Consider the following 23787-nt stretch of genomic DNA (forward strand, 5'->3'; position numbering starts at 1 on the left):
TTTTTCACAGGTAGCTTTTCTTTAATAAATATAACTTATATGATTATTTTGAAACAGAAGTCCAGTGGATATTTTATGGAAATTATTACATACAATATACGATTTATGGGTAAGGTATCATTTAGTATATCTATTTGGAGGTTACTTATAGTGGAAAAGGGAATCCAGATACGACTAACAGCAGGCGAAGTGGCTCAACTTTGGTCTCAATACCAAAATGATAGCGCCGGTATATGTGTTCTTACATATTTTTTAGAAAAAGCAGAGGATGATGAAATTAAGCCTATAATTGAATATGCTTTAGGTTTATCTAAGAAACATATTCAAAGAATTACCGATATCTTAACAGAAGAAAAAAATGTAGTCCCAAATGGTTTTAACCTCAAACAAGATGTTGATTTAACTGCGCCTAGGCTCTATTCTGACAGTTTTATGCTTAATTTTATTTACCAAATGGCTAAGGTTGGACTTACTTTATATGCTGCAAGTGTATCAACATCTGTGAGAAGTGACATTAAAACCTATTACATGGACTGCCTTACTGAAACAATGCAACTATATAAAAGAGCAACGGATTTATTATTGTCAAAAGGATTGTTTATCAGATCTCCTAGCTTGCCTAATTTAGAGAAGGTTGAATTCGTGAAAAAGCAATGGTTTATGTTAGATGTGTTTGGAGAGAAAAGACCATTAATAGCAGCTGAAGTAGATAATTTATTTGCGAATCTCCAAAGAAATGCTTTGGGAGTAGCAGCACTTACAGGATTTAGTCAGGTTGCACGGGATAAGGAAGTAAAACAATTTTTTTTAAAAGGTTTAGAAATTGGGAATAAACATATTAAATTATTTAGAGGTAAGTTAGAGGAAAGTAAACTCCCAGCACCTATGGGCTGGGATTCAGAAATAACAAATAGTACAACTCCAACCTTTTCCGATAAGCTGATGATGTTCTACACTTCTGGTTTGATTTCTTTAAGCATTGGGTACTACGGAACAGCCGTCAGTCAAAGTCCCAGGGGGGATATTAGTTCAATGTATAACCGGTTATCTTTAGAAATTCAAATGTATGCTGAAGATGGAGCAAATATTATGATAAAAAATAAATGGTTGGAACAGCCCCCAATGGCATCCGATAGAGATGAATTAATAAGGAAAAAGAATCAATGATAATATATTTTAAGTCCTTCTGCTTCAAAGCATTAAGGGCTTATTTTTTATCGTTAAAGAAATGATAAAATTTTCGCTTGTGGATAACTCTTAATAAATGGACTATCGACGTCCAGCTCCAGCGCCAAGCCCCTCGATGGTCTATAACCAATCCGTCCAAAAGGTTAAAGAGCAACCTTTCGGCCGGGTCGTCTTATGCTTGTCGGGGCTAACCAAGGCGCTTGCGCTTTTGTTCATGAAAAGTAATAAAAAAATCGTCGCAGGTTATTAGATACATCTAGTACTATTAAATGCGGAAAGTTTGAATGTTACTCAATTATAGATTATACTTTAATTAAGTAACATTGAAGGAGTAATGATTAGCATTGGAAACAGTGGATGCAATTAGAGACTTAGAACAGATTAGTGCCTTAAAAGATTATCTTAAAGAACATTCGTTTAGGGATTACTTACTGTTCGTTTTTGGAATCAATACAGGTCTTAAAATATCTGAATTACTTTTGATTAAAGTAAAGGATCTTTTTAATAGCAATGGAGAGATTAAGGATTTTTATTATTATTCTGAAATGGAGAGCGAGAGGAGGAAGTCCGTATTTTTAAATAAAAAAGTAAAGGAAGCTATAGAATCTTTCATAGACCAAGTCAACATAGAAGAACAGATTTATTTATTCCAATCTCGTAAGTTTAAACAACCGATTACCCGGCAACAGGCCTATCGAATTATCCATGATGCAGCTGTAAAGGTAGGCATTGAAGGGAAGATAGGAACAAATTCTTTGGCCAAGACCTTTGGATTTCATGCGTATAAACAAGGAGTCTCTATTGCACTTTTACAAATACACTTTAACCATTCTACACCAGCGGAGACTCTGAAATTTTTAGGAATAAAAAAAGAAGAATTGATAACCACTCAGATAGATGTAAATTTATAATTTCGTACAAATTAAAGGGGGAGCAAAGATACTATTTAAAGCTTACTATGAAAAAAATTTAAAGCGAGGAATTATATGAATACAACGAAAATGAATAAGCCAAATAAACTAAAATTTATTTTACGAGGATTAATGGTGATTATTGGTGGATTTATAGCCGCATATGGACTAGAAACCGTACTAATCCCAAACAACGTATCTGATGGTGGAGTGACGGGTCTTAGTATCGTTGGTTCAGAACTATTTGATTTACCATTAGGAGTTCTAATTGCAATTATAAACATTCCCTTTATCTGGTTAGGATATCAACAAATTGGAAAAAGTTTCGCATCTTTTTCCATTATCGGAATAGCTTCACTAGCATTTGGCACAAGCCTCTTTCACCATGCCCCAGCCATTATTGACGGGGATACTTTGTTAGTTACAGTGGTTGGCGGGATTATCCTTGGTTTAGGGATGGGGTTAGCCTTGCGAAATGGCGGTGCATTAGATGGAATTGATATGCTTGCCGTGCTGCTAGCTCGAAAATTACCGTTTGGGACAAGTGATTTAATTCTTTTCTTAAACATATTTGTATTTATTTTTGTTTCAATTGTATTTGGGCTGCAAGGAGCCATTCTTTCGGCAATTGCTTACTATATTGCTTCTAAAGTCATTCATATTGTCGAAGAAGGCCTAAGCGGCTCTAAAACCTTTCAAATTATCACAACTCAACCCGAATTAATGGTAGAGGCAATACGTGATCGCTTAGGTCGAAGTGCAACATATAAGGATGCTTATGGCGGTTTTTCCAATGAAAAATTCAAAGAAATCACATGTGTCATTAACCGCTTAGAAGAAACCAAATTAAAGGAAATTATAAATGAAATGGACGAAACTGCTTTTGTTACCGTATATGACGTTGCAGAGGTTAAGGGCGGTAATTTCAGAAAGCATAATATTCATTAGGAGTAAAAGTTCCATTGCTTTTTAGAAAAATAAGCTGCCATTTGGGTGGCTTTTTTTGTCTGAAAGATACGACGATTGCATGAAACGACTAACAGTTCAGGTTATAAAAGGATTCGATTATTAACGTTGCATTCGGTATTTGCCCAACATTTCCCATTACATACCAATTGCATGCGTCCAAAGTATTAAAAGACAGGCCATTACCTAGGACAACTTCCCGCCGTGATACATATACATGCAGTGTAAATATTTATTAAAGGGGAGATTTTTAATGGGTAAGGACATCAAACAATATTTTACAAATAAAGTAATCAAGGTTGACAGAGGCGGCCCAGAATCGAGAATTGGGAAGTTACTAGATGCTGGTGACGATTATTTCGCGGTTCTCACTGAAGACGATGGGGTCGTTTATTACCACACTCGTCACATTAAGAGTTTCACAGAAAATAGGAATATGCAGTTGGAATTCGACGTAAAAGTTCCTAAGGATTTTGAATTTAAAAAGGCTGAAAATTTCAAAGAACTGCTTGAATCAATGAATTATCTATGGGTGAGAATCAATCGTGGAGGTCCTGACACGGTTGAGGGGATACTCATTGAGGTAAAAGACGATTTTGTTTATATCGTCACTAATGACGAAGTCGTGCGCATTACCATTTTCCACATTAAAAATGTGAGTTATGGTCCAAAAATTGAAAAGGCTAAAACCAAAGATCATAAGTCACAAGAAGCTAAATCACTAAAACCTAAATCGCCAAAACCTAAATCACTACAACCTGAATCATTACAACATGAATCACTACCAATTGAATCACTACCAATTGAATCACTACCAATTGAATCACTACCAATTGAATCACAACCATTTGAATCATTACAATATGAATCACTACCATATGAATCACCTCAAAGATCAAACGATGAGAGTAAAAATATATACAATAAGACCAATTTAGTAGGTAGGCAAAATTTTGAAGTTGATTTATCAGTTCTGCTGTCCTCTATGGAGAAGTTTTTACGAAATTATTCAAAAGGCATCTAAGATTAAGTTTTTTATAGTCCTCACATAGCGGGTTCACAGAGTAGTAGAATGAGTAGACACTGTCAAGATAACGATTGATAGCGTCTACTCATTTAATCGGAATATCCTACCAGCCCATTGTTTAACGAATAGGGATACTATCATTAAATCATAAAAAATAATCCACCCTTGAGTTGAGGCTCAGGTGGATTATTCCCTATGTTTATTATTCCTCTTCTTTTTCTTTTTACAAGAATCATATAAGATAGAATGGATCCACATCCAGTACATACCATTACAATGCCCATCGGAATGGCCGTCTGGCCTCCACCAATTCCAACAAGTGGAGAGACAAATCCACCAATCGCAAATGAGGTAACACCCAACAAAGCAGACGCACTTCCTGCATTTTTTCCTTGTGTTTGCATCGCCAGAGAAAAACCTGATGTATTCACCATTCCTACACCTGATACAACAAAAAATAATGGAATCAATAAAAAGACTAATTTTGCCTGTAAAAATATAAGAAAGAGTAATATGATGGAGCCTAAGGCTGCCATTACTAATCCAAATTTAAACATCGTTGACTCAGGAATTTTTCCTTCCAATCTTCCCGTGCGTTTGACTACAAATCATAATCCCTATGGGGTTCATAGCAAAAATTAAACTAAACGTTTGAGGGATGCTAAAACGAGGACAAAAAACGTAATGGTAAGTTGTAGAAAAGAAGCATTGGTGTGGAAATCCTTTGCAATTTTGGGTAGTGCCGGTAAATACATATCCATGGATAAAGGACCAAAGGCTGCGAGTATACCAAGTATAATGGCAATCGACAACCGTCTGGAACGTGAAAGTACCGCCTGATCATATGGCTTGTGTAGTGGATCCCCCATAAAGTAAGTCATCCTTTCATAAACATAAAATTTCTTCTTTTCGAAAAATTATAACATCTTATATGTATAAGAAAATTTTTTTTGTTCAATTTATGGACGATGGGCATGTCGTGTCACTACAATAGCCACAGGTACAGAGAGCAAATCAATTGTTTATTTCAATAAAATAAGTATTATTGTTAAAGTAGTTCACATCTAGGAGGTCCATCGATGAAAAAAAATTCTCGAACAAGAACTGTTTTATTACTAATGTTTCTTGTTATTGTGTGGGGAGTTAATTGGCCATTATCAAAAATGGCACTTAACTATACTCCGCCATTATTGTTTGCTGGATTAAGAACTTTTCTAGGCGGGCTTATCTTGCTCATTTTTGCATTACCAAGATATAAGCAACTCCGTTTAAAAGAAACATGGCATTTTTACGTCGTTTCTGCTGTACTAAACATTATAATGTTTTACGGTCTGCAAACAGTTGGGCTGGGCTTTATGCCTGCTGGACTATTTTCCGCTATTGTCTTCATTGAGCCCGTATTACTTGGGATTTTTTGTTGGATTTGGTTAGGAGAATCAATGTATGGATTAAAGATCATTGGTTTAATTCTTGGATTTGCGGGTGTTGCCGTCATAAGCTCTGGGGGTTTTACCGGTGATATTTCAGCAATTGGCATTCTTCTTGCCTTAGGTTCTGCCATTGGGTGGGGATTAGGGACCGTTTTTGTAAAGAAAACTGGAAATCGTGTTGATTCCTTATGGATGGTTACCCTTCAACTGATTATCGGCGGGATATTTTTATCGTGTGTGGGTTCGAGCTTTGAAAGCTGGTCTAGTATCGAATGGAGATTACCATTTATATCAAACTTGCTTTTTATCTCCATCTTTGTCATTGCTTTTGGATGGCTTGCTTTCTTTACACTTGTTGGTTCGGGAGAAGCTAGTAAAGTTGGTTCGTATACCTTTCTTATTCCTCTAATTGCGATTATATGTAGTTCTTTTCTTTTACATGAGTCTATCACGATTAATCTGGTCATAGGACTTTTATTGATTGTTATTAGCATCTGTCTTGTAAATATGAAGACTAAAACCCAAAAAGTAAAGGCACAGATCGATTTATAGATATATTGATAGAAAGAATAGTTATTTTTGTTCGATTATATTATAAATAGTCATATAAGCAGCCATTTGGTGGCTTTTTGTGCGACGGGCAGTCGGGGAAAAGTGTTAACTCAGTTAACACTCTTTTTTTCTTTATCTGACAGAGACGGCCCCCTTCCATACCCATGGCATGAGTCCAAAGTATTAAAAGACAGGCCATTACCTAGGACAACTTCCCGCCGTGATACATATACATGCAGTGTAAATATTTATTAAAGGGGAGATTTTTAATGGGTAAGGACATCAAGCAGTATTTCACAAATAAAGTAATCAAGGTTGATCGGGGCGGCCCAGAATCAAGAATTGGGAAGTTAATAGATGCAGGTGACGATTATTTCGCAGTTCTCACAGAAGACGATGGGGTCGTTTATTACCACACTCGTCACATTAAGAGTTTCACAGAAAATAGGAATATGCAGTTGGAATTCGACGTTAAAGTTCCTAAGGATTTTGAATTTAAAAAGGCTGAAAATTTCAAAGAACTGCTTGAATCAATGAATTATCTATGGGTGAGAATCAATCGTGGAGGTCCTGACACGGTTGAGGGGATACTCATTGAGGTAAAAGACGATTTTGTTTATATCGTCACTAATGACGAAGTCGTGCGCATTACCATTTTCCACATTAAAAATGTGAGTTATGGTCCAAAATTTGAAAAGGCTAAAACCGAAGATCATAAGTCACAAGAACCTAAATCACCAAAACCTAAAGCACTACAACCTGAATCATTACAACATGAATCACTACCTATTGAATCACAACCATTTGAATCAATACAATATGAATCACCTCAAAAATCAAACAATGAGAGTAAAAAAAAATATAATAAGACCAATTTGGTAGATAGGCAAAATTTTGAAGGTGATTTATCAGTTTTGTTATCCTCGATGGAGAAGTTTTTACGAAATTATTCTAAAGGCATCTAACGTTAAGTTTTAAATTCCTCACGTAGCGGGTTCGCAGAGTAGTTCTATAATTTAAATAATGAGGTGTAGACAAAAACGGTTATATTAATTCTTAAAGGCGCTACTCACTGTAGACCTTTTTTCTAATTTAACAATCCATTTATAGTATCCTAACAATATCAAGAGAAGAAATGGGTTTATGACTAGCGAATGCCATAATGTCCACCAACCATAATGAAAATACCCCCATGGTTCCGGAAGTAAAGCGATCACCTCATAAAGTAATAAAATAATCTCCCACCCAGTCATATATAGTATTTTTTTCATAAACGTCTTTTTATAAGGGAAGTAATTTAAAAAAACAATATTTACTGGTGGCACAAGAAAAAGTGCAAGGGCTTCCTGCCAATCAATATTTTTTGAGAAATACCAATACCCGTGGTATTTAAAATCAACAAAAACATCAAAGACGGTTTGAAATGCAATTGTAAATACCCAAATTTGGTGCATGAGGCTTAGAGAAATCCTCTTTTTAATTTTTAGGGCTATTAGATTAAAAATAACTGTTGCGATGATAAGACCAATCATAAGGGCACCTTTCTGCACAGTAGTTATGTAAAGTCATTTTAACCGATTTATATTATTCGATACCTCTCTACTACTAGGACTTTTTTCCTATTATCAAAACACCTGTCTTAATTAACAGTAAAAACAAATTCATCAAAAAGGTAGTAATATAATTTATATCCCATAAAACTCTGAACCAGAGGGGGGCCATATTCTGATAATTTGTTAATACATTCTAAGATTTGTTAATACTTTCTAGAAATTTGTTGTGATAACTACATGGCGAGAAATAGTGGACCTAATAAAATCATCATGAAGTATAAACTGAATATAGAAAAATGTTCTTCTTCTAAAGCCGAGAATTCAATTGTATATATCAAAATAAAAAAAGCCTGAAACCATTGATTTGGATTCAAGCTTTTTTTATCAACTGAACTTTATTCATTCACACCTTAAAGTATCACAAATATGATGAATAGAGCGGCCAACACAATTCGGTAGTAGGCAAAAACAGTTAAACCGATTTTTTCTATCAATTTAAGGAACACGATTGCAACTAACATTGCTACAATGAACGCAGTGATAAATCCGATTGAGAACATTGGAATGTCGCTAGTATGTAAAAAATCTATACTTTTAATGAAATCCAAGCCTGTGGCTCCCACCATTATAGGAAGAGCAATCAAAAAGGAAAACTCAGCTGCCGTTTTATGATTTGCACCAGCTAGTAACCCACCTGACATAGTTGATCCTGCACGTGAAAAACCTGGGATTACAGCTAAACATTGAAATAATCCAATGGTGAAAGCTTGTTTATAACTTAATTCATCCACTGTGTTAGATGTAAAATTTCGATGTTTTTTTTCTGCAAATATCATTAATACGGCACCAGCTATAAGGCTGACTACTACGACCTTGGGTGAAAAAAGTTGACTTTTTATGAAGTCATGTAGAATTAATCCTACTAATGCAGCAGGTATAACCCCTAATATAATGTGAATGACGTCTAATTTCTTTTCTGATTTTCCAATTGTGCTGAAATTTAAAAGTGACAGGTATCTTTTCCAATATAATACTAAGATGGCTAGCATCGAACCTAGCTGGATGATTACTTCAAAGGTATTTGCCTTTTGTCCTTCAAAGCCCAATAAGCTGCCTACTAAAATCATGTGACCTGTAGATGAAATAGGCAAAAATTCAGTTAACCCTTCTACAATTCCCAAAATAAACGCTATGATATGTTCGTTCATGTTTTTCCTTCTTCCCTTAATTTGTTGTTATTTACTTGCATTTATCTATTTTTTTGACAAAAAAATCTATTTTCTGTCTAAGGAAGTATAGTATTAGATGCGTAATATTTCAAGTTTTAAAAATAAATTTACGATAGATTAACATTCATCAAAGCAGCTTTTTCTTTTCTAAGGGGGATGCTATTTCGTTTAGGTCTTTTGGACTACCAAAATTTACAGCTTTCTTCGAAATTGTAGAGATGGTATATTTCTCTTGTAAGGTTCTTAACCGAACTTACACGATGGTTTAACTACAGAGAAGTACTCAAGAGGCTGAAGAGGCGCCCCTGCTAAGGGTGTAGGTCGGGTAACCGGCGCGAGGGTTCAAATCCCTTCTTCTCTGCCATTATATTATGGGAATGTCTTGGTATTGACAGGGATAGTTTGAGCTTATATTGCGAGTCGAGGGATTCGGCCTCGTTAAAACGATAAAGCCTAATAACTGGCAAACACCGTCATTTCCACTCTTAACTTACCATTTTTCCGCAGTAGCTCAGTGGTAGAGCTATCGGCTGTTAACCGATCGGTCGTAGGTTCGAGTCCTACCTGCGGAGTCATAACTCAGGCAAGGACACTAGGAACAGGTCAGGGCGGGAACGCAGCAGCCATAACTAGTAAAATTGTGTGGGTTATTACATAGAACAATAAGGAAGAAGCGCAGAACTCACAGTGAGTTTTGCGCTTTTTCGTTTTTATTCCACGTTTATCTGGTTGTGTTGTTTTGTATTTTTGTTAATAAATCCTAAAATTTGTTAATATCGTTTCGGTTCTTGTTAATATCCAATCAAATTAATATATTCAATTTTTTTTGTTAAAAAAGCACCCACTTCCGTTAATATATTTTAAACCCTCACTACAGTCCGAATGGATTATTACATCAAATGCAGAATTCCCGAACGTTCGTATTTTACTATTTGTATTTTTAAAGGATATAATTGTTATCTAAAAGAAAGTAATGATATTATTGTAATATACATAAAAATTCCTTATAATGATATTTGTTAATGAGTTTATAAAAACAACAGAATCCGAAAATTATTATCTTTTTTTAACTTATTGTTCAGATTTGAATTTCGTCTAGCAAGCAAATGCTAGTGGAATAGGCCGATCTATTTAATTAAATTGGCTTTGTTGGACTGATAAAATTTCATCTATACTTGTCTAGGGGGACTAACTATGAAAAATCTACTCAAAAAATGGAATCAAATCAGTCTGGTCAAGCAGATCATTATAGGTTTGGTTATTGGAATTATTCTAGCAGCAACAATTCCAGAAACAGCCAAACCTGTGGTCATCTTGGGTTCATTATTTGTAGGTGCGTTAAAAGCTATCGCACCTGTATTGGTCCTGTTCTTGGTTATGTCGGCCATTGCGCAACACAAAAAAGGGCGCCAAACGAATATGAAATCTATTATCATCCTATACCTTTTAGGAACCTTTTTAGCCGGATTAACGGCTGTTATTGTAAGCTTTATTTTTCCTGTCAGTATATCCCTTTCAAAAAGTGCAGAGGACGTAACGGCGCCCGGCGGCGTGGTAGAAGTTCTCAAGTCCTTATTGTTGAACGTAGTCGATAACCCTGTTAAAGCAATCTATAATGCCAACTATATCGGTATTTTAGCATGGGCCATCATTCTTGGAATGGCATTAAAAAATGCTTCTGACACAACTAAGACGTTGATATCTAACTTCTCAGATGCCATATCCAAAATGGTTACTTGGGTGATCAAGTTCGCGCCATTTGGTATTATGGGGCTAGTAATCGATTCGATTACTACGAATGGAATCGACTCTCTGCTAAGCTATGGAAAATTACTAGCAGTATTAATTGGATGCATGCTCTTTGTTGCTTTTGTTATCAATCCAATCATTGTGTTCGTAAATATCCGTCAGAACCCATACCCACTTGTTTTTAAGTGTTTAAAAGAAAGTGCAATTACAGCATTCTTTACACGCAGTTCAGCTGCAAACATTCCTGTAAATATGAGATTATGTGAAGACCTACGTTTAGATAAAGATTCCTATTCTGTATCGATTCCGTTAGGTGCTACGATTAATATGGCTGGGGCAGCAGTAACTATTTCTGTTTTAACACTTGCAGCCGTGCATACATTGGGCATCCATGTGGACATTCCTACAGCATTCATCCTCAGCGTATTATCCGCTGTTTGTGCTTGTGGCGCATCTGGGGTTGCTGGTGGATCACTCTTATTGATTCCTCTAGCCTGCAGCTTATTTGGAATTCCATCTGATGTTGCGATGCAAGTGGTAGGAGTGGGCTTTATCATCGGTGTATTACAAGATTCGTTTGAAACGGCACTTAACTCTTCTACAGACGTCCTTTTTACAGCAAGTGCTGAATTTAAGAAGTGGCGTAAAGAAGGAAAAACAATTAATATTCAAAAAGCCTCATAATAAATGACAAAGCAGTGTGTTTGAAGTGCATCCCAAAAGTTAGAGTGAAAATCTAACTTTTGGGGTGTTTTTTTTATGGCTAAATATTAGTGAAGAATTTAAATTAATTCTAGTAAAAGAATATTAAGCAGGGAAATTGGATTATAAACAACTGGAATCCGAATATTACAATTGCAAAAAGAATGGCAGTGAAAAAATATGTTTTGGTTTAAACATAACTAATTCATAAATGATGACAAATTGCGTTCTAAAAGGAAAATATCATTTTAGATCGATTATATTGGTAAAAACACATTCACCACACATAAAAATCTAAACAGGTGCAAACAAATATGGAGAAAGGATGTGTGAGATTTTTGGATTTTAGAAAAATATTTCTACTAACAAATATGTTTTTATCCTGGATGACGGCATTATTCATAGGAAGAAATGCCATTAAAAAATACTTAGTAGCTTCCGTTATTCTAACAAAACTTGTCGAAATTCAATTTTCTTACGCAAGAAAGAAAAAGTGGTGGTGGTTTTATAAGACCCCATCATTCGATGGTATGTATCCTAACCATTGGGGGCCCTATCTAATGGGGTCGATGTGGATTTTAAAATTTACGTTTGGAAAATTCCCTTTATTTTTATTGGTGAATGCAATCGTAGACTTTCTTTATGCTTTCCCTGGTGTTTGGTTATATAAAAAATTAAAAATTGCCCACTTGAAAAGGATCAATAGGCTTCAATTCTTTTTATTTATGATGGTTAATGCATTGAATCTGTATATGGTTCAGTTTGTAGTTGCTAAAGTATCAAAGTGTTTCTCAACTAAAAACCTTGGAAAGTTTCAACCTAAATTTAAAAAGCATTAAGTTATATTTTAAATAAACGTTACTGTTCTTATTGAAGAGGGAGTATCGGTATATGCCTTTACTAATCCTTTTACCTTTATATCTTCTTTTTTTACTTCTTTTAATACTAATTGAACCTGTAACTCTTTCTTCAGAGGGGATAAAGAAAGCGAAACGGTTACTTGATTGGTCCATTGTGCATGAATAGGTTGATTGTTTGCGAAAGGGAATAATTGCGGGAATCCGTTACGAAAGAAGGGATGCTCATCCAATTTTTTTACCCCTGGTTTATTTAAGCAAATATAAAGGGAAAGGTTATCACAAAAACGTAAAATATTAAGATGATATTTTAAATTTTTATCCTTTTCATCTATAGCCAACTCTTTTAAAAGATAGTGCTTCCTTTTGATTTCTTGTTTAAAAAATTGCTGTCCAATTGAATTGGGTTCTTTGTCGAAAAAAGAGGCGAAGTGTATACTACATAGAAGACCGGCATACTTATTCATTTTTTCTACTTCATCTATTCCTGTTTTGTAGTGAGTAGTCTTTTCTTCTATCGGGAAGTCTACAAAAGAGTAAGGTATTTGCTGTTGGTCGTTCCATAATGGGGCGGCATCTAAATCAATCCATCCACGATCATGTTTGTAGGCTGCAAGAACCACCTCTTCTTTTCTGTCTATCCCATAAAAAAAGTCATCGTTCCAATTTTGTGCGATTTCACCTGATATTTTTGCATGGTCATGTTGTGAAATCATGATAAAGTTTTGTTTATACTCACATATAATCATCTTTTAAATCCCTTCTATTTATAAGAATTATTATTTAACCCGAGAGGCAGAAAAAACAGCTTATTAGGTCACAATAAAAGTTATTTGTTCCCAAAAGGCAGTAAACAATTACTTAAAAGGTTATAATAGAAACTATTTATGCCCAAGAGGCGATCAAAAAAGGTTAAAACGTCACAAATAAATTTTTTTAGACCGAGAGGAAAAAATGCATTGGAAAGTCTCAATTCAAAATAATTGCGCTAAGAGACAGTAAGTTGGCCTTATTGGTAAATAAACCATGTTTATTCTCTATTAATAATACCTTTAGTAATATTCTATATGGGTAGTTGTTCGATTTCATTACATTGAAACAAATTTTGAATGAACAATTAAGCGTTAATCCAAAATATTATGAGTAACCGGGATTAAACAGATGTAACCATTCAGTAGCATTAAAGATTTTATAGGACTTTAGACCTACCAAAATTTACAGCTTTCATCCATTTGGAATACATGATATATTTCTCTTGTAAGTTCTTAACGGAACTTCGCGAAAGAGTTTTTTATTACAGAGAAGTACTCAAGAGGCTGAAGAGGCGCCCCTGCTAAGGGTGTAGGTCGGGTAACCGGCGCGAGGGTTCAAATCCCTTCTTCTCTGCCATATTATAATGGGAATGTCTTGGTATCGACAGGGATAGTTTGAGCTTATATTGCGAGTCGAGGGATTCGGCCTCGTTAAAACGATAAAGCCTAATAACTGGCAAACAAAAAAACAACTTCGCTTTCGCTGCCTAATAACAGACGATAGCGGTTCCTCCCTCCATCGTCCATGTGGTAGGGTAAGGGACTCACTTTAAGTGGACTACGCCGAAATCCACCGTCTGAGGATGACGGAAGAGAATAACCAGACTAGCTGCTTCCATTCCTGTCAGTAGGCTAAAGAAGTAAGTGAAATTAATTATACTGACTACACTCGTAGATGTATAAGTGGCAATATCTTTGCACACGGGTTCAACTCCCGTCATTTCCACTTAAAAATTTTTAAAAAAATACTTGAATAAGCTTCATCTCATCAGTATAATATAAACATGAAATGATGTTAGATATGCCGGTTTAGCTCAATTGGTAGAGCACGAACGAATAATCTTCCTGAATGGTCTTCAGCATACTGACCGAGTTGCTGCTTGCTTAAGCTTTCTGAGGTCAGGATGACGTTAACTATCGAGCGTGAACAAACTTATTATGATCACCATTATATGCCGGTTTAGCTCAATTGGTAGAGCAACTGACTTGTAATCAGTAGGTTGGGGGTTCAAGTCCTCTAGCCGGCACCAGAGTTTTTTTGCGATAGCAACATAACTCACCATTATTCCGCAGTAGCTCAGTGGTAGAGCTATCGGCTGTTAACCGATCGGTCGTAGGTTCGAGTCCTACCTGCGGAGTCATAGTCCAACAAGGACACTAGGAACAGGTCAGGGCGGGAACGCAGCAGCCATAACTGGTGAAATTGTGTGGGCTATTACATAGGTCGAAACAAAAAACGCTAAACTCTTATAATTCGAGTTTAGCGTTTTTCTTTTTACATATAGCATGGAAAATGATTCAATATAAATAAGAAACTGAAGTTTATGATGTAATTAGAAGGAGTTGTTAAAATGAAAAACGATAAAGACGTAATCTCATTTGCTGCTAATAAAAAATGGCTTTCTATTCCGGAAGAAACACGTAGAATGCTTGAACAAAATGTTTGGTGTGGTTCTTGTGGGGATGTAGTCACAATTGAAAAATATACTGTTGAAGACTCGCCTTCAGGAATCGAATTGCGTGGAAAATGTAAGAAATGTGGATATGAGGTAGCAAGGGTCATTGATTAGTATTCCATACATCTATAATAACTCCTGATCATAGCAAAATATCCTAATAAAACTCGCCCTCTCGATTGATTTAACTAAAACAAAAAAACGTCATATGCGGTTCAAATAACTAGTCAGCCTCCCTATAATTCATTGGGAGGCTTTTTCAATAATCGACTAATTTGGTATGTAAAAGGTTGAATGGAAAAAGAGCCATAATTTTGACTTGAAATGACTCTAAAAATGTGATTTTATAGATAGGTAAAATAACAAAATACGCTTTTAATATGGAGGAGCGAGAAGGATGAAGTTTCCTAAAAATATAATACTAGATTCTGTTGCTGAACGTAAAAGTCATCAAAGTTACGGACTTGAATTTGTTCAGGAACTTGGGAACGATGATGCTGGATATTCGGAGATGGTAGTCATTATCTTCAAATACAAAGATAAATTTTACAGTGTAGATATTCAGCATGTAAATGGAGAAAACAATTATGACCATTGGGATGATGAAGTTGATTGTCCAGAAGTAGTTAGGAAAGAAGCTATCCAATATTATTGGGAAGAAGTGAAATAAAAAATTCGAGTTCTATTGATTCCTTGAGGTTTAGGTTAGTTCAAGAAGATCGCTACTTAATATTGTTAATTATGTCTAATTTAAATAGATTAATAACCACTTGGGTCCGCTTTGAAGAAAACAGCGTATTTTTTTGCGCTGTTTTTTCTTTTTTTATCAGATTCATCACTTATTATTACTTTTAAAAAGTTAAGATTATATAAATAGATGGATAAAGGGAGTTTGGATTCGTGTATTGAAGCTACCTTTTATTCACACGTATAATAACTATTATGCCTAAATGGTTATATTTACTCATTCATACTTGATATATAACATAAGAAAAGACGTGTGAATTGGCACACGTCCTTTTTTATTAATCTTGTATTACAATAATTAATCTAATCTACCTATCTTTTGAAACTATTACCCATTCACTAGTTCCTAAGTTTCATTTTCCTCATTTCTAGTACCGTTTTCATTTTCTCCGTAATCGTTGCCAAATCGCGTCCTAATAGGAAAAAGGGACACTCTCTGTCTTCTTTTTCGCCGAATTATATCGTGTTGACGCCATAATTAAATAGAATTAGATTTAAATACAAGAGTAATAGGATATTATTAAAAAGGTTTTCATAAACCAAAGGAGCATCACAACATGAAAAGCATTCAAAGCCGCTTATTTCTAATGCTTCTTATTTTTATCATCCTCCCGTATTTTTTGACGGTTTTCTTTATTTATGGTTATACCAAGAAGCTAGTGGAACGGCATGAGCTCGAAGTCAGCCATAATCAAATGAAGAAAGCATCAAACGAGCTGGAGCAATACTTTGCTGATTTAGTCGGCCTCCCATATGTAACATACCGTAACCCTGATTTGTTCCGGATCTTTGAAGACGGGTTTCAAGATTCCATTTATTTCAACCCTATAGCAGTAAAAAACAGCATCGAAACGTTTTATCTCATGCGGGGCGAAATCCGGCAGATTCGTTTTTATATTGATAAAAGTAAAGAATCATTTACTGTTTATAATGCCATGGTCAGTACCCGTAAATCTCAGCCGGATCTAGTGAAAGAGGATTCAATTAAAAAGCTTTATCACTCTCATTCAAAGTATTTGATCGAGCCTCCTCATCCGATTGAGAATTATAATGACGCGGCTATTGTTCCTCAATCAGATAACACGATAGTGTTAACGATTCACCATAAAGTAATGGACGTACTTTCAAACAAATTTCTGGGAGTCATTACGCTTGATATTGATTTAAATGCTTATGCCCACCTATGTAACAGTCTTGTACAGAATGATGAGGAATCCGTATTACTTGTGGATACAGAGAACCGAGTCATGTACGCTAGTAACCGAGACCTTATTGGAAAACCGGTTCCATCCAACTTGTTAAAGTCTATAAATAATTCGGGTGTGAAAAAGGGCAAAGAAATTATCCTGTCCAAAACGTTGTCAGGTCCTTTGCGACAATGGAAGTTAGTTAAGATCACACCTGAACAAGTATTATTTCACGATGTTAGGCAGACCGCCTATACCAACATCCTTGTAGGGATAGGGGTCGGATTATTGGGCCTAATCATGATCGGAATTATTTCTTATATGATTACTAGACCCATTAAGATTCTCAGCAGAAAAGTGCAGAGCATTGAAGCCGGGAATATGGATGTTCCTTTTCATGACAATGGACAAGATGAAATTGGGCACTTGGAAAAACATATTAAGGAAATGATGAATCGGATCAATCTTCATATTGCCCGCGAGTATAAACTGGAAATTGAAAATAGAAACAATCAATTAAGGGCATTAAAGTCCCAGGTGAATCCGCATTTCTTATTTAACGCTTTACAAACAATTGGTGCGGTTGCACTAAGAGCCAATTCTCCAAAGGTCTACGGATTGGTCACCTCCTTATCCAAAATGATGCGATACTCTATACGGGCCAATCAATGGGTCTTAGTCCGTGAGGAAGTTGATTATATAAAAACCTACTTGTCTCTACAAGTCGAGCGTTTTGGGAACGAGCTGAACTATACGATCCAACTAAACGAAACGATTCTAGAAAGAACGATTCCAAGTATGACACTTCAGCCGCTAGTGGAAAACTTCTTTAAACACTGTTATGAAGAAGGTTTCTACAATGCAAATTTGAACATCTATGGAGAAATACAAGGAGAAATACTTTACCTTGTAGTAGAAAATAATGGATCCAGTATGACATCTGAAGAATTGCAAACCCTCCGAAAAAATATTTATACGAAATCAAATGAAGGATCGTTTTCTATGGAGCATATTGGTCTGAAAAATATTCATAACCGTTTGGTCTTAAATTATGGGAAAAAGGGTGGTTTAGAATTAGATACCAACCAAGGACAAGGTTTTATCGTTCGATTAATGATTCCAATAGAATCAAAGTTTACCAGTAATGAACTCGAAACATTGTAATCTCTAAGTTAGCTGTAAGGAGGAGGAATGGAGATATGAAGGCTCTCATTGTAGATGATGAATATAACGTCCGTTATGTCATAAGCCAGTTTGGCCAGTGGGAGAAAAATGGTATTACAGACCTATTGGAAGCAAGAAACGGGGAAGAAGCAAAAAGAATCATACAGAAGGAAAAACCAGAGATCATTTTTACCGATGTAAAAATGCCTGGCATGAGCGGGATCGAAATGATTGAGTGGCTCGACAGTATTTCTTATCCCGGCAAGGTCATTTTCATTACAGGATATGACGATTATTCCTTTATGCGAAAGGCAATTAAGTACAACAGCTTCGATTATTTATTAAAACCAATCGAGGTGGAACCCTTTAATCATACCTTGGAAGAAGCGGTAAAATCGTGGGCAAATGAAGAGGTAGACCGTAAATACAAAGAAACTGGTGTGTATGACGATGTGAAAAGGCTCCGTATCAATCAAATCGTCACAGAGGCTTGCATAGGCGAGTTTTTTGACCCTGCCGAAATTGCTTCCTCTTTGCCAACGGCTGACGAATATGACCTTACCCTCATTTCTTTTTACCAAATGCATCATTCCGCCCCGTATATCCAGTTGTTAGCTGAAGAGTTGGTATATAAGGAATGGGGAAATGCCTTTGAACTTCAGAATGACCATAGTCTTTGTCTGGTGATTACCGTTAAAGGAGTCTGGCTATCTGTCGAAGAATGGATCAGCCAACAGTTTGATATTCCTGTCCGCCTTGTCAATGGTGAATCATTGAAGTCAATGGAGGTTCTTCCTATAGCTTTTAAAACTTTACAAATGGAGTTGGAAGTTCAACATTTCAGAGCTATTCACCGTTTGAACGATTTAGATAATGCCTGCCGCATGCGGAACATTGTTCATTATGTAGACACGTATTACATGGAAGAGCTGACGCTGGAAAAACTCTCAAGCCGATTTTTCTTAAGTCGTGAACATATTTCTAGAAAGTTTAAACAAGAAACGGGGATGACCCTGTCCAAATACATGACGAAACTAAGGATTGATCAAGCAAAATCTAGGTTAAGAGAATCAGATGAAAGTATACTTTCTATTTCTCTCATGCTCGGATACCAGGATGAGAAATACTTCTCCAAACTATTCAAAAAAGTCATGGGTTTAACCCCTTTTGAATACCGAAACCATGTAAAAAAGCAACAAACGGAGGGCTTCTGATACGTTGCCACTTCTTCTAATTGACATCACAAAAATGGGGGGTAGGAATGAAAAGGACTTTACGATTACACATGGTTTGTCTAGCCATCTTGAGTCTGTCTCTGTCAGCCTGTGGAACGACTAGTTTGAAAGAGCCGAAGCCAAAAGAAGCAGAAACCCCCACACATAAGCTTACGCTGGATATTCGGAATCCAAAAGTGGAAATTTCCAAGCAGTTTGAACAATTGGCAGCCGTGTATGAAAAGGAAAATCCAAATGTAGAAATCAAGATTCACACGGTTGGCGGTGCTGCAGATGACTTAAGCGATCTGAAGGCAGAGATTTCTGCAGGCAATGGTCCTGATATTTTCACAAATACCGGGTATCAAAATGCAATCCTATGGAAGAACTACTTGGAGGATCTTTCAGATCAGCCATGGATTAAAAATGCCTATCCAGTGGCTTTACAGCCAATGATATTGGATCATAAAATTTACGGAATGCCGCTAAACCTAGAGGGGTATGGTTTCATTTATAATAAGGATTTATTTAAAAAGGCAGGTATTGAATCTGTTCCTAAAACGTTGACTCAATTAACAGCAGCAGCCAAACAATTGCAAAAAGCAGGTATAACGCCTTTTGCAACCGGTTATTACGAGGAGTGGAAACTGGGTGTTCATTTGTTGAATATTGCCTTTGCTCAGCAAGAAGAACCAACTGCTTTTATAAAAGCCCTTAATAACGGAACAGAAAAGATAACTAACAATCAAACATTTAAAGATACAATCAATCTGTTGGATGTTACATTAAAATATGGAAATGCAAATCCGCTCTCAACGGATTACAATATGGAAGTCAATTTATTTGCCACAGGAAAAGCAGCGATGATTCAACAAGGCAACTGGGTGCAGCCCACGCTTGACCAGATCTCGCCAAATATGAATGTCGGATTTCTGCCACTCTCCATTAATGATGAAAGGAAGAATGACGCCTTAGTAGTCAGTGTACCCAACTATTGGGTTGTCAACAAACAAACCACACCAGAGAAGAAGAAGGAAGCAAAGAAATTCTTAAACTGGATGGTTTCCTCCGAGCAGGGGAAAAGGTTTATGACCAATGAGTTCAAATTTATTCCTGCGTTTAAAAACATAAAAGTGGACGATGTAGGACCGCTGGCTCATGATACGCTCGCCTACTATCAAGCGGGGAAAATACTGGAATCCAATTGGCCAGACTTCCCGGTTGGTGTAAGAGAAGAGTTCGGACTGGCGATGCAGCTGTACGTAAGAAAACAGCTTACTCGCGATCAATTACTAGAAGAATTCCAAAAATCCTGGGATAAGGCCAAGTCCACTTTGAAATAAACTTTTCTGCCTCCGTTTGGGGGCTTTTTTGTTTTTATTTATTTCAACTGCAAGAGTTGCCATCCCCTATATCAATTTAAGACGAAATTCTAATCAATCCATGCCATCCCCAATAAACTCGTCCTCCTCTATACTTTTAATTAATAAGAAACTATCACTAGCTTTCTTATCAAATTTATACATATCCAAGGAGGAAGAAGATGAACTTCAAAAGATTGACGAAAAAAGCAGCTGCCGTAACATTCAGTACAGCTATATTAGTAGGAGCGGGCGGACCGCAAATTTTTGCGCAGCAAATGACCAGTGGGGATTACAAAAAAGACTATGGTTTTGCCCATATTACACGCGCTGACATGCTAAAAATTCCAGGACAACAAAATAGTCCTCAATTTAAAGTGCCTCAATTCAATGTATCAGCAATCAAAAACATTGATTCGGCAAAAGGGTATGATAAGTCAGGGAACTTAATAGATTTAGATGTATGGGATAGCTGGCCACTGCAAAACGCTGATGGTACTGCGGCAAATTATCAAGGATATCATATCGTTTTCGCTTTAGCAGGTGACCCAAAAAACAGCAATGATACTTCAATTTATTTATTCTATCAAAAAGTCGGTGATACATCGATTGACAGCTGGAAAAATGCTGGAAGAGTATTTAAAGATATTGATAAATTTGTTCCAAATGACCCGTATCTTAAATATCAAACACAGGAGTGGTCAGGTTCTGCTACTTTAACCAAAGATGGCCAAGTCCGTTTATTCTATACAGATTACTCAGGTAATACTGAAGATGGTGGAACCGGTGCTGGTAACCAAATTATTTCAACTGCTCAAGTCAACTTTTCCCAGCCGGATGCAGCTACACTTAAAGTCGATGGAGTATCTGATCACAAATCTGTCTTTGATGGCGGAGACGGTACAGTTTATCAAAATATTCAGCAATTTATCGATGAAGGCAAGTGGATTTCAGGTGATAACCATACTTTAAGAGACCCTCATTATGTTGAAGATAGGGGCCATAAATATCTTGTCTTTGAAGCTAATACTGGAACAACAGATGGTTATCAAGGCGATCAGTCTTTCAATAATAAAGCTTACTATGGCGGAAGTGACGTCTTCTTCCAGAATGAAAAAAATAAACTGCTACAAAGTCCTAAAAAACAAATTGCTTCTTTAGCGAATGGTGCATTAGGCATTGTTGAATTGAATGATGACTATACAGTAAAAAGTGTTATGAAACCATTAATTGCATCAAACACAGTAACAGATGAAATCGAACGCGCCAATATATTTAAAATGAATAATAAATGGTATCTATTCACGGATTCAAGAGGATCCAAAATGACGATTGATGGAATTAACGACAAAGATGTTTATATGCTAGGGTTCGTAGCCGATTCCTTAAATGGTCCATTCAAACCGTTAAATGAAACTGGACTTGTATTGAATATGAATCTTGATCCTGCTGATCTCACATTTACTTACTCTCATTTTGCTGTACCGCAACCTGAAGGTAATAATGTGGTAATCACAAGTTATATGACGAATAGAGGCTTCTATCCAGACCATCATTCTACCTTTGCGCCAAGCTTTTTGCTTAATATTCAAGGAACAAAAACATCTGTTGTACCAAACAGCATCCTTGAGCAAGGTCAATTAACAGTTGGCGATAAAAACAAATAATTTTTGTCCCGGATACTGTATAAAGCAAATTCAGGCGAAAGAAAATGTCGATATTCTATCGACATTTTCTTTATATATGTACCGCGCTAATTTATGAGTGAAGGAAGGCATATTCGCATTCTTAAAGCAATTTTAATTGCTTTTTTTATTTTGTCACGAATCAATATGATATTTAAATACAATGAATTCGTTATCCGATCGCAACAAGATAAACCAAAAGTTAAAAAAAGGGGGGATAAAATTTGTATATAGTTTCGTTCATTTTATTTGTGTTATGTATACTATTTCCGTTGTTTCATACTTTCAATGCTTTAAAAGCTTCAAAGAAAATACCTAGTTATTTGGAAGTAACACCTGACAAAGAAGTTGGAATGAGTATTTTAATTCCTTGTTACAATGAAGCCTCCATTTTGTCTACCACCATTCAAGGAATGAAGCAACTTCATTATCGTAACTATGAACTGATTTTCATTAACGATGGTTCTACGGATGAGACCATGAAATCATTAATCAGTGAGCTCGAATTAATTCCACAAGAATTAAAAAAGCCTGCTCACGCTTTAGACTTCATGCCCGTTCGACAAATTTATCTTTCTAGTCAATATAAGGATGTGCTAGTGATTGATAAAGAAAATGGGGGAAAAGCCGATAGCTTAAATGCGGGAATAACATATGCCACAAAAGACATTGTAATTACATTAGACGCAGATAGCGTTTTGGATGCAAAAGCCTTATCTATTTTAAATCAAGTATTTGATGATTCCTCTGTGATTGCTGCTGGGGGGAATGTCCATATATTACAAGGACTTGAACAAACTCGAAATGGTTTTGTACCATCGCTTGGCAAGATGAAACAAATTGTGCGCTTTCAGATTTTAGAATACTTGCGAGGATTTTACATTTTAAAAGCGCCATTAGCCAAATCCAATGCCTTGTCGATTATTTCAGGAGCCTTTGGAGCCTTCAAACGAAATGTATTATTAGAGGTTGGCGGATATCGACAAACAATTGGAGAAGATATTGATATTACATTAAAGGTGCAGCAATATGCCATGAAACATAAAGGAACGCGCGTTTTATTTGTACCTGAAGCAATTTGTTTTACCGAAGTTCCTGAGTCATGGAAAGATTTATACAATCAACGAATACGCTGGCAAAAAGCGTTCATGGATTGCTTTGTTTTGTATTTCATCACATTCATCAAGAGTATGGTTACCAATCGCGTTTCCTTTTTCTTCTTAGTCGATTCTTTTTTAGTCGGTGTCGTCTCTTCGTATTTCACAGGATTTTTTCTGATTAGCTTGATAGTTTCTATCTCTGAAATCTCCTGGAAAGTGATTCAGTTTTATGTAATCGGATCACTTGTAGTGAATATGTTATATATTGTCATTAGCTTAATTATTTCGAATCAGTATGGGTTCGGATATTCAAAACGAAATTTATTCGCCATTATCAGTACGATTTTCTTAGATTTATTCATCTTCCGTTTTATCAATTTGTTTTATATCATGGTTGGAAGTGCAGCTTATTTTGTCAATAAAGAAGGGTGGAACAAAGTTGCTCGGACGGGGCGTGACTATTATGTTGAGGAAGTGTACAAGCAAAGTGCTTGAGTAGTAAAGAAGGGTATTGAAAATGAGATCACTCAAAACCGTTTTAAGAATGATTACTGATTTACTTTGAATATGAAATAACATAATTTAGTTTTTAAACAACATTAATAAATACAGTAACTTTATGTACTGGTTTAAACGTCTTTATCGATATGAACAAACTGTCAAAAAAGCATGATTTT

The 23787-nt window shown here is 35.9% G+C and carries 20 protein-coding genes, 5 tRNA genes and 2 other RNA genes; 22 read left to right on the forward strand and 5 right to left on the reverse strand.

The window, feature by feature from the left end; translation table 11 throughout:
- Window positions 1-150 precede the first annotated feature (150 nt).
- From M3226_RS19655 to M3226_RS19670, 4 genes are all read left to right on the forward strand, one after another.
- A complete protein-coding gene (locus tag M3226_RS19655; RefSeq protein WP_308211968.1) occupies window positions 151-1167 on the forward strand; it encodes a DUF3231 family protein in 1017 nt (338 codons plus the stop codon).
- Window positions 1168-1532: 365 nt separating this feature from the next.
- Window positions 1533-2099 carry a tyrosine-type recombinase/integrase gene (locus M3226_RS19660; RefSeq protein ID WP_251568468.1) on the forward strand — a complete coding sequence of 189 codons (567 nt, stop codon included), beginning with the start codon at window positions 1533-1535 and terminating at the stop codon, window positions 2097-2099.
- A gap of 75 nt (window positions 2100-2174) precedes the next feature.
- On the forward strand, window positions 2175-3047 hold the full coding sequence (locus tag M3226_RS19665) for a YitT family protein (RefSeq protein ID WP_251568470.1): 873 nt from the start codon (window positions 2175-2177) through the stop codon (window positions 3045-3047).
- A gap of 271 nt (window positions 3048-3318) precedes the next feature.
- The gene (locus tag M3226_RS19670) at window positions 3319-4089 is read left to right on the forward strand and encodes a hypothetical protein (RefSeq protein WP_251568473.1); all 771 of its coding nucleotides are present in this window, start codon (window positions 3319-3321) and stop codon (window positions 4087-4089) included.
- A gap of 143 nt (window positions 4090-4232) precedes the next feature.
- Here M3226_RS19670 and M3226_RS19675 read toward each other — a convergent pair whose 3' ends face one another.
- Window positions 4233-4676: a hypothetical protein gene (locus M3226_RS19675; protein WP_251568475.1), complete on the reverse strand. Its 444-nt coding sequence runs from the start codon at window positions 4674-4676 to the stop codon at window positions 4233-4235.
- 54 nt (window positions 4677-4730) lie between these two features.
- Window positions 4731-4961 carry a hypothetical protein gene (locus tag M3226_RS19680; protein ID WP_251568477.1) on the reverse strand — a complete coding sequence of 77 codons (231 nt, stop codon included), beginning with the start codon at window positions 4959-4961 and terminating at the stop codon, window positions 4731-4733.
- 210 nt (window positions 4962-5171) lie between these two features.
- On the opposite strand from M3226_RS19680, the gene M3226_RS19685 reads away from it, so the two are divergent.
- Both M3226_RS19685 and M3226_RS19690 read left to right on the forward strand, forming a co-directional pair.
- Entirely contained in the window at window positions 5172-6074 is a 903-nt protein-coding gene (locus tag M3226_RS19685) for a DMT family transporter (RefSeq protein ID WP_251568479.1), read from the forward strand.
- Window positions 6075-6343: 269 nt separating this feature from the next.
- Window positions 6344-7039, forward strand: a complete 696-nt coding sequence (locus M3226_RS19690) for a hypothetical protein (RefSeq protein ID WP_251568481.1) — start codon at window positions 6344-6346, stop codon at window positions 7037-7039.
- Between the two features lie 84 nt (window positions 7040-7123).
- On the opposite strand, the gene M3226_RS19695 is transcribed toward M3226_RS19690, so the two are convergent.
- Window positions 7124-7606 (reverse strand): hypothetical protein, encoded by a 483-nt coding sequence (locus tag M3226_RS19695; protein WP_251568483.1) that lies wholly within the window; start codon window positions 7604-7606, stop codon window positions 7124-7126.
- 431 nt (window positions 7607-8037) lie between these two features.
- Complete coding sequence (gene bacA / locus M3226_RS19700) at window positions 8038-8835, reverse strand: undecaprenyl-diphosphate phosphatase (RefSeq protein ID WP_251568491.1); 798 nt, start codon at window positions 8833-8835, stop codon at window positions 8038-8040.
- Between the two features lie 294 nt (window positions 8836-9129).
- On the opposite strand from bacA, the gene M3226_RS19705 reads away from it, so the two are divergent.
- The 4 genes from M3226_RS19705 to M3226_RS19720 all read left to right on the forward strand — a co-directional run bounded on the left by M3226_RS19705 (window position 9130) and on the right by M3226_RS19720 (window position 12146).
- A tRNA-Ser gene (locus tag M3226_RS19705) sits at window positions 9130-9220 on the forward strand.
- A 136-nt stretch (window positions 9221-9356) separates the two neighbouring features.
- Window positions 9357-9428 (forward strand) — tRNA-Asn (locus M3226_RS19710).
- 622 nt (window positions 9429-10050) lie between these two features.
- Window positions 10051-11289, forward strand: coding sequence for a serine/threonine transporter SstT (sstT, locus tag M3226_RS19715; RefSeq protein ID WP_251568493.1), 1239 nt, complete (start codon window positions 10051-10053; stop codon window positions 11287-11289).
- Window positions 11290-11636: 347 nt separating this feature from the next.
- On the forward strand, window positions 11637-12146 hold the full coding sequence (locus M3226_RS19720) for a hypothetical protein (protein WP_251568495.1): 510 nt from the start codon (window positions 11637-11639) through the stop codon (window positions 12144-12146).
- A gap of 8 nt (window positions 12147-12154) precedes the next feature.
- On the opposite strand, the gene M3226_RS19725 is transcribed toward M3226_RS19720, so the two are convergent.
- Window positions 12155-12913, reverse strand: a complete 759-nt coding sequence (locus M3226_RS19725; protein WP_251568502.1) for a DUF3891 family protein — start codon at window positions 12911-12913, stop codon at window positions 12155-12157.
- Between the two features lie 549 nt (window positions 12914-13462).
- Here M3226_RS19725 and M3226_RS19730 point away from each other — a divergent pair.
- From M3226_RS19730 to M3226_RS19785, 12 genes are all read left to right on the forward strand, one after another.
- Window positions 13463-13553 (forward strand) — tRNA-Ser (locus M3226_RS19730).
- A 9-nt stretch (window positions 13554-13562) separates the two neighbouring features.
- Window positions 13563-13925, forward strand: a transfer-messenger RNA (tmRNA) gene (ssrA, locus tag M3226_RS19735).
- Window positions 13926-14150: 225 nt separating this feature from the next.
- A tRNA-Thr gene (locus M3226_RS19740) sits at window positions 14151-14226 on the forward strand.
- A gap of 36 nt (window positions 14227-14262) precedes the next feature.
- Window positions 14263-14334 (forward strand) — tRNA-Asn (locus M3226_RS19745).
- Window positions 14334-14418: signal recognition particle sRNA small type (ffs, locus tag M3226_RS19750), an RNA gene on the forward strand. Before M3226_RS19745 ends, ffs begins: the two co-directional genes overlap by 1 nt.
- A gap of 129 nt (window positions 14419-14547) precedes the next feature.
- Entirely contained in the window at window positions 14548-14766 is a 219-nt protein-coding gene (locus M3226_RS19755; RefSeq protein ID WP_251568510.1) for a hypothetical protein, read from the forward strand.
- A gap of 283 nt (window positions 14767-15049) precedes the next feature.
- Complete coding sequence (locus M3226_RS19760) at window positions 15050-15322, forward strand: hypothetical protein (protein WP_144566936.1); 273 nt, start codon at window positions 15050-15052, stop codon at window positions 15320-15322.
- A gap of 634 nt (window positions 15323-15956) precedes the next feature.
- Window positions 15957-17750 (forward strand): sensor histidine kinase, encoded by a 1794-nt coding sequence (locus M3226_RS19765; protein ID WP_251568512.1) that lies wholly within the window; start codon window positions 15957-15959, stop codon window positions 17748-17750.
- 35 nt (window positions 17751-17785) lie between these two features.
- Window positions 17786-18964, forward strand: coding sequence for a response regulator transcription factor (locus tag M3226_RS19770; protein ID WP_251568519.1), 1179 nt, complete (start codon window positions 17786-17788; stop codon window positions 18962-18964).
- Between the two features lie 47 nt (window positions 18965-19011).
- Window positions 19012-20307 carry an ABC transporter substrate-binding protein gene (locus tag M3226_RS19775; RefSeq protein ID WP_251568520.1) on the forward strand — a complete coding sequence of 432 codons (1296 nt, stop codon included), beginning with the start codon at window positions 19012-19014 and terminating at the stop codon, window positions 20305-20307.
- Between the two features lie 200 nt (window positions 20308-20507).
- A complete protein-coding gene (locus M3226_RS19780; RefSeq protein WP_251568528.1) occupies window positions 20508-21992 on the forward strand; it encodes a glycoside hydrolase family 68 protein in 1485 nt (494 codons plus the stop codon).
- Window positions 21993-22234: 242 nt separating this feature from the next.
- A complete protein-coding gene (locus M3226_RS19785; protein WP_251568531.1) occupies window positions 22235-23605 on the forward strand; it encodes a glycosyltransferase family 2 protein in 1371 nt (456 codons plus the stop codon).
- The last annotated feature ends 182 nt before the right edge of the window (window positions 23606-23787 follow it).

The organism is Neobacillus cucumis, assembly GCF_023715505.1.

Coding starts and splice junctions, on each gene's coding strand:
- M3226_RS19665 (WP_251568470.1), top strand. CDS start 2,175: ATGAATACAACGAAAATGAATAAGCCAAATAAACTAAAATTTATTTTA.
- M3226_RS19670 (WP_251568473.1), top strand. CDS start 3,319: ATGGGTAAGGACATCAAACAATATTTTACAAATAAAGTAATCAAGGTT.
- M3226_RS19680 (WP_251568477.1), bottom strand. CDS start 4,961: ATGGGGGATCCACTACACAAGCCATATGATCAGGCGGTACTTTCACGT.
- M3226_RS19685 (WP_251568479.1), top strand. CDS start 5,172: ATGAAAAAAAATTCTCGAACAAGAACTGTTTTATTACTAATGTTTCTT.
- M3226_RS19690 (WP_251568481.1), top strand. CDS start 6,344: ATGGGTAAGGACATCAAGCAGTATTTCACAAATAAAGTAATCAAGGTT.
- M3226_RS19695 (WP_251568483.1), bottom strand. CDS start 7,606: ATGATTGGTCTTATCATCGCAACAGTTATTTTTAATCTAATAGCCCTA.
- bacA (WP_251568491.1), bottom strand. CDS start 8,835: ATGAACGAACATATCATAGCGTTTATTTTGGGAATTGTAGAAGGGTTA.
- sstT (WP_251568493.1), top strand. CDS start 10,051: ATGAAAAATCTACTCAAAAAATGGAATCAAATCAGTCTGGTCAAGCAG.
- M3226_RS19725 (WP_251568502.1), bottom strand. CDS start 12,913: ATGATTATATGTGAGTATAAACAAAACTTTATCATGATTTCACAACAT.
- M3226_RS19755 (WP_251568510.1), top strand. CDS start 14,548: ATGAAAAACGATAAAGACGTAATCTCATTTGCTGCTAATAAAAAATGG.
- M3226_RS19760 (WP_144566936.1), top strand. CDS start 15,050: ATGAAGTTTCCTAAAAATATAATACTAGATTCTGTTGCTGAACGTAAA.
- M3226_RS19765 (WP_251568512.1), top strand. CDS start 15,957: ATGAAAAGCATTCAAAGCCGCTTATTTCTAATGCTTCTTATTTTTATC.
- M3226_RS19770 (WP_251568519.1), top strand. CDS start 17,786: ATGAAGGCTCTCATTGTAGATGATGAATATAACGTCCGTTATGTCATA.
- M3226_RS19775 (WP_251568520.1), top strand. CDS start 19,012: ATGAAAAGGACTTTACGATTACACATGGTTTGTCTAGCCATCTTGAGT.
- M3226_RS19780 (WP_251568528.1), top strand. CDS start 20,508: ATGAACTTCAAAAGATTGACGAAAAAAGCAGCTGCCGTAACATTCAGT.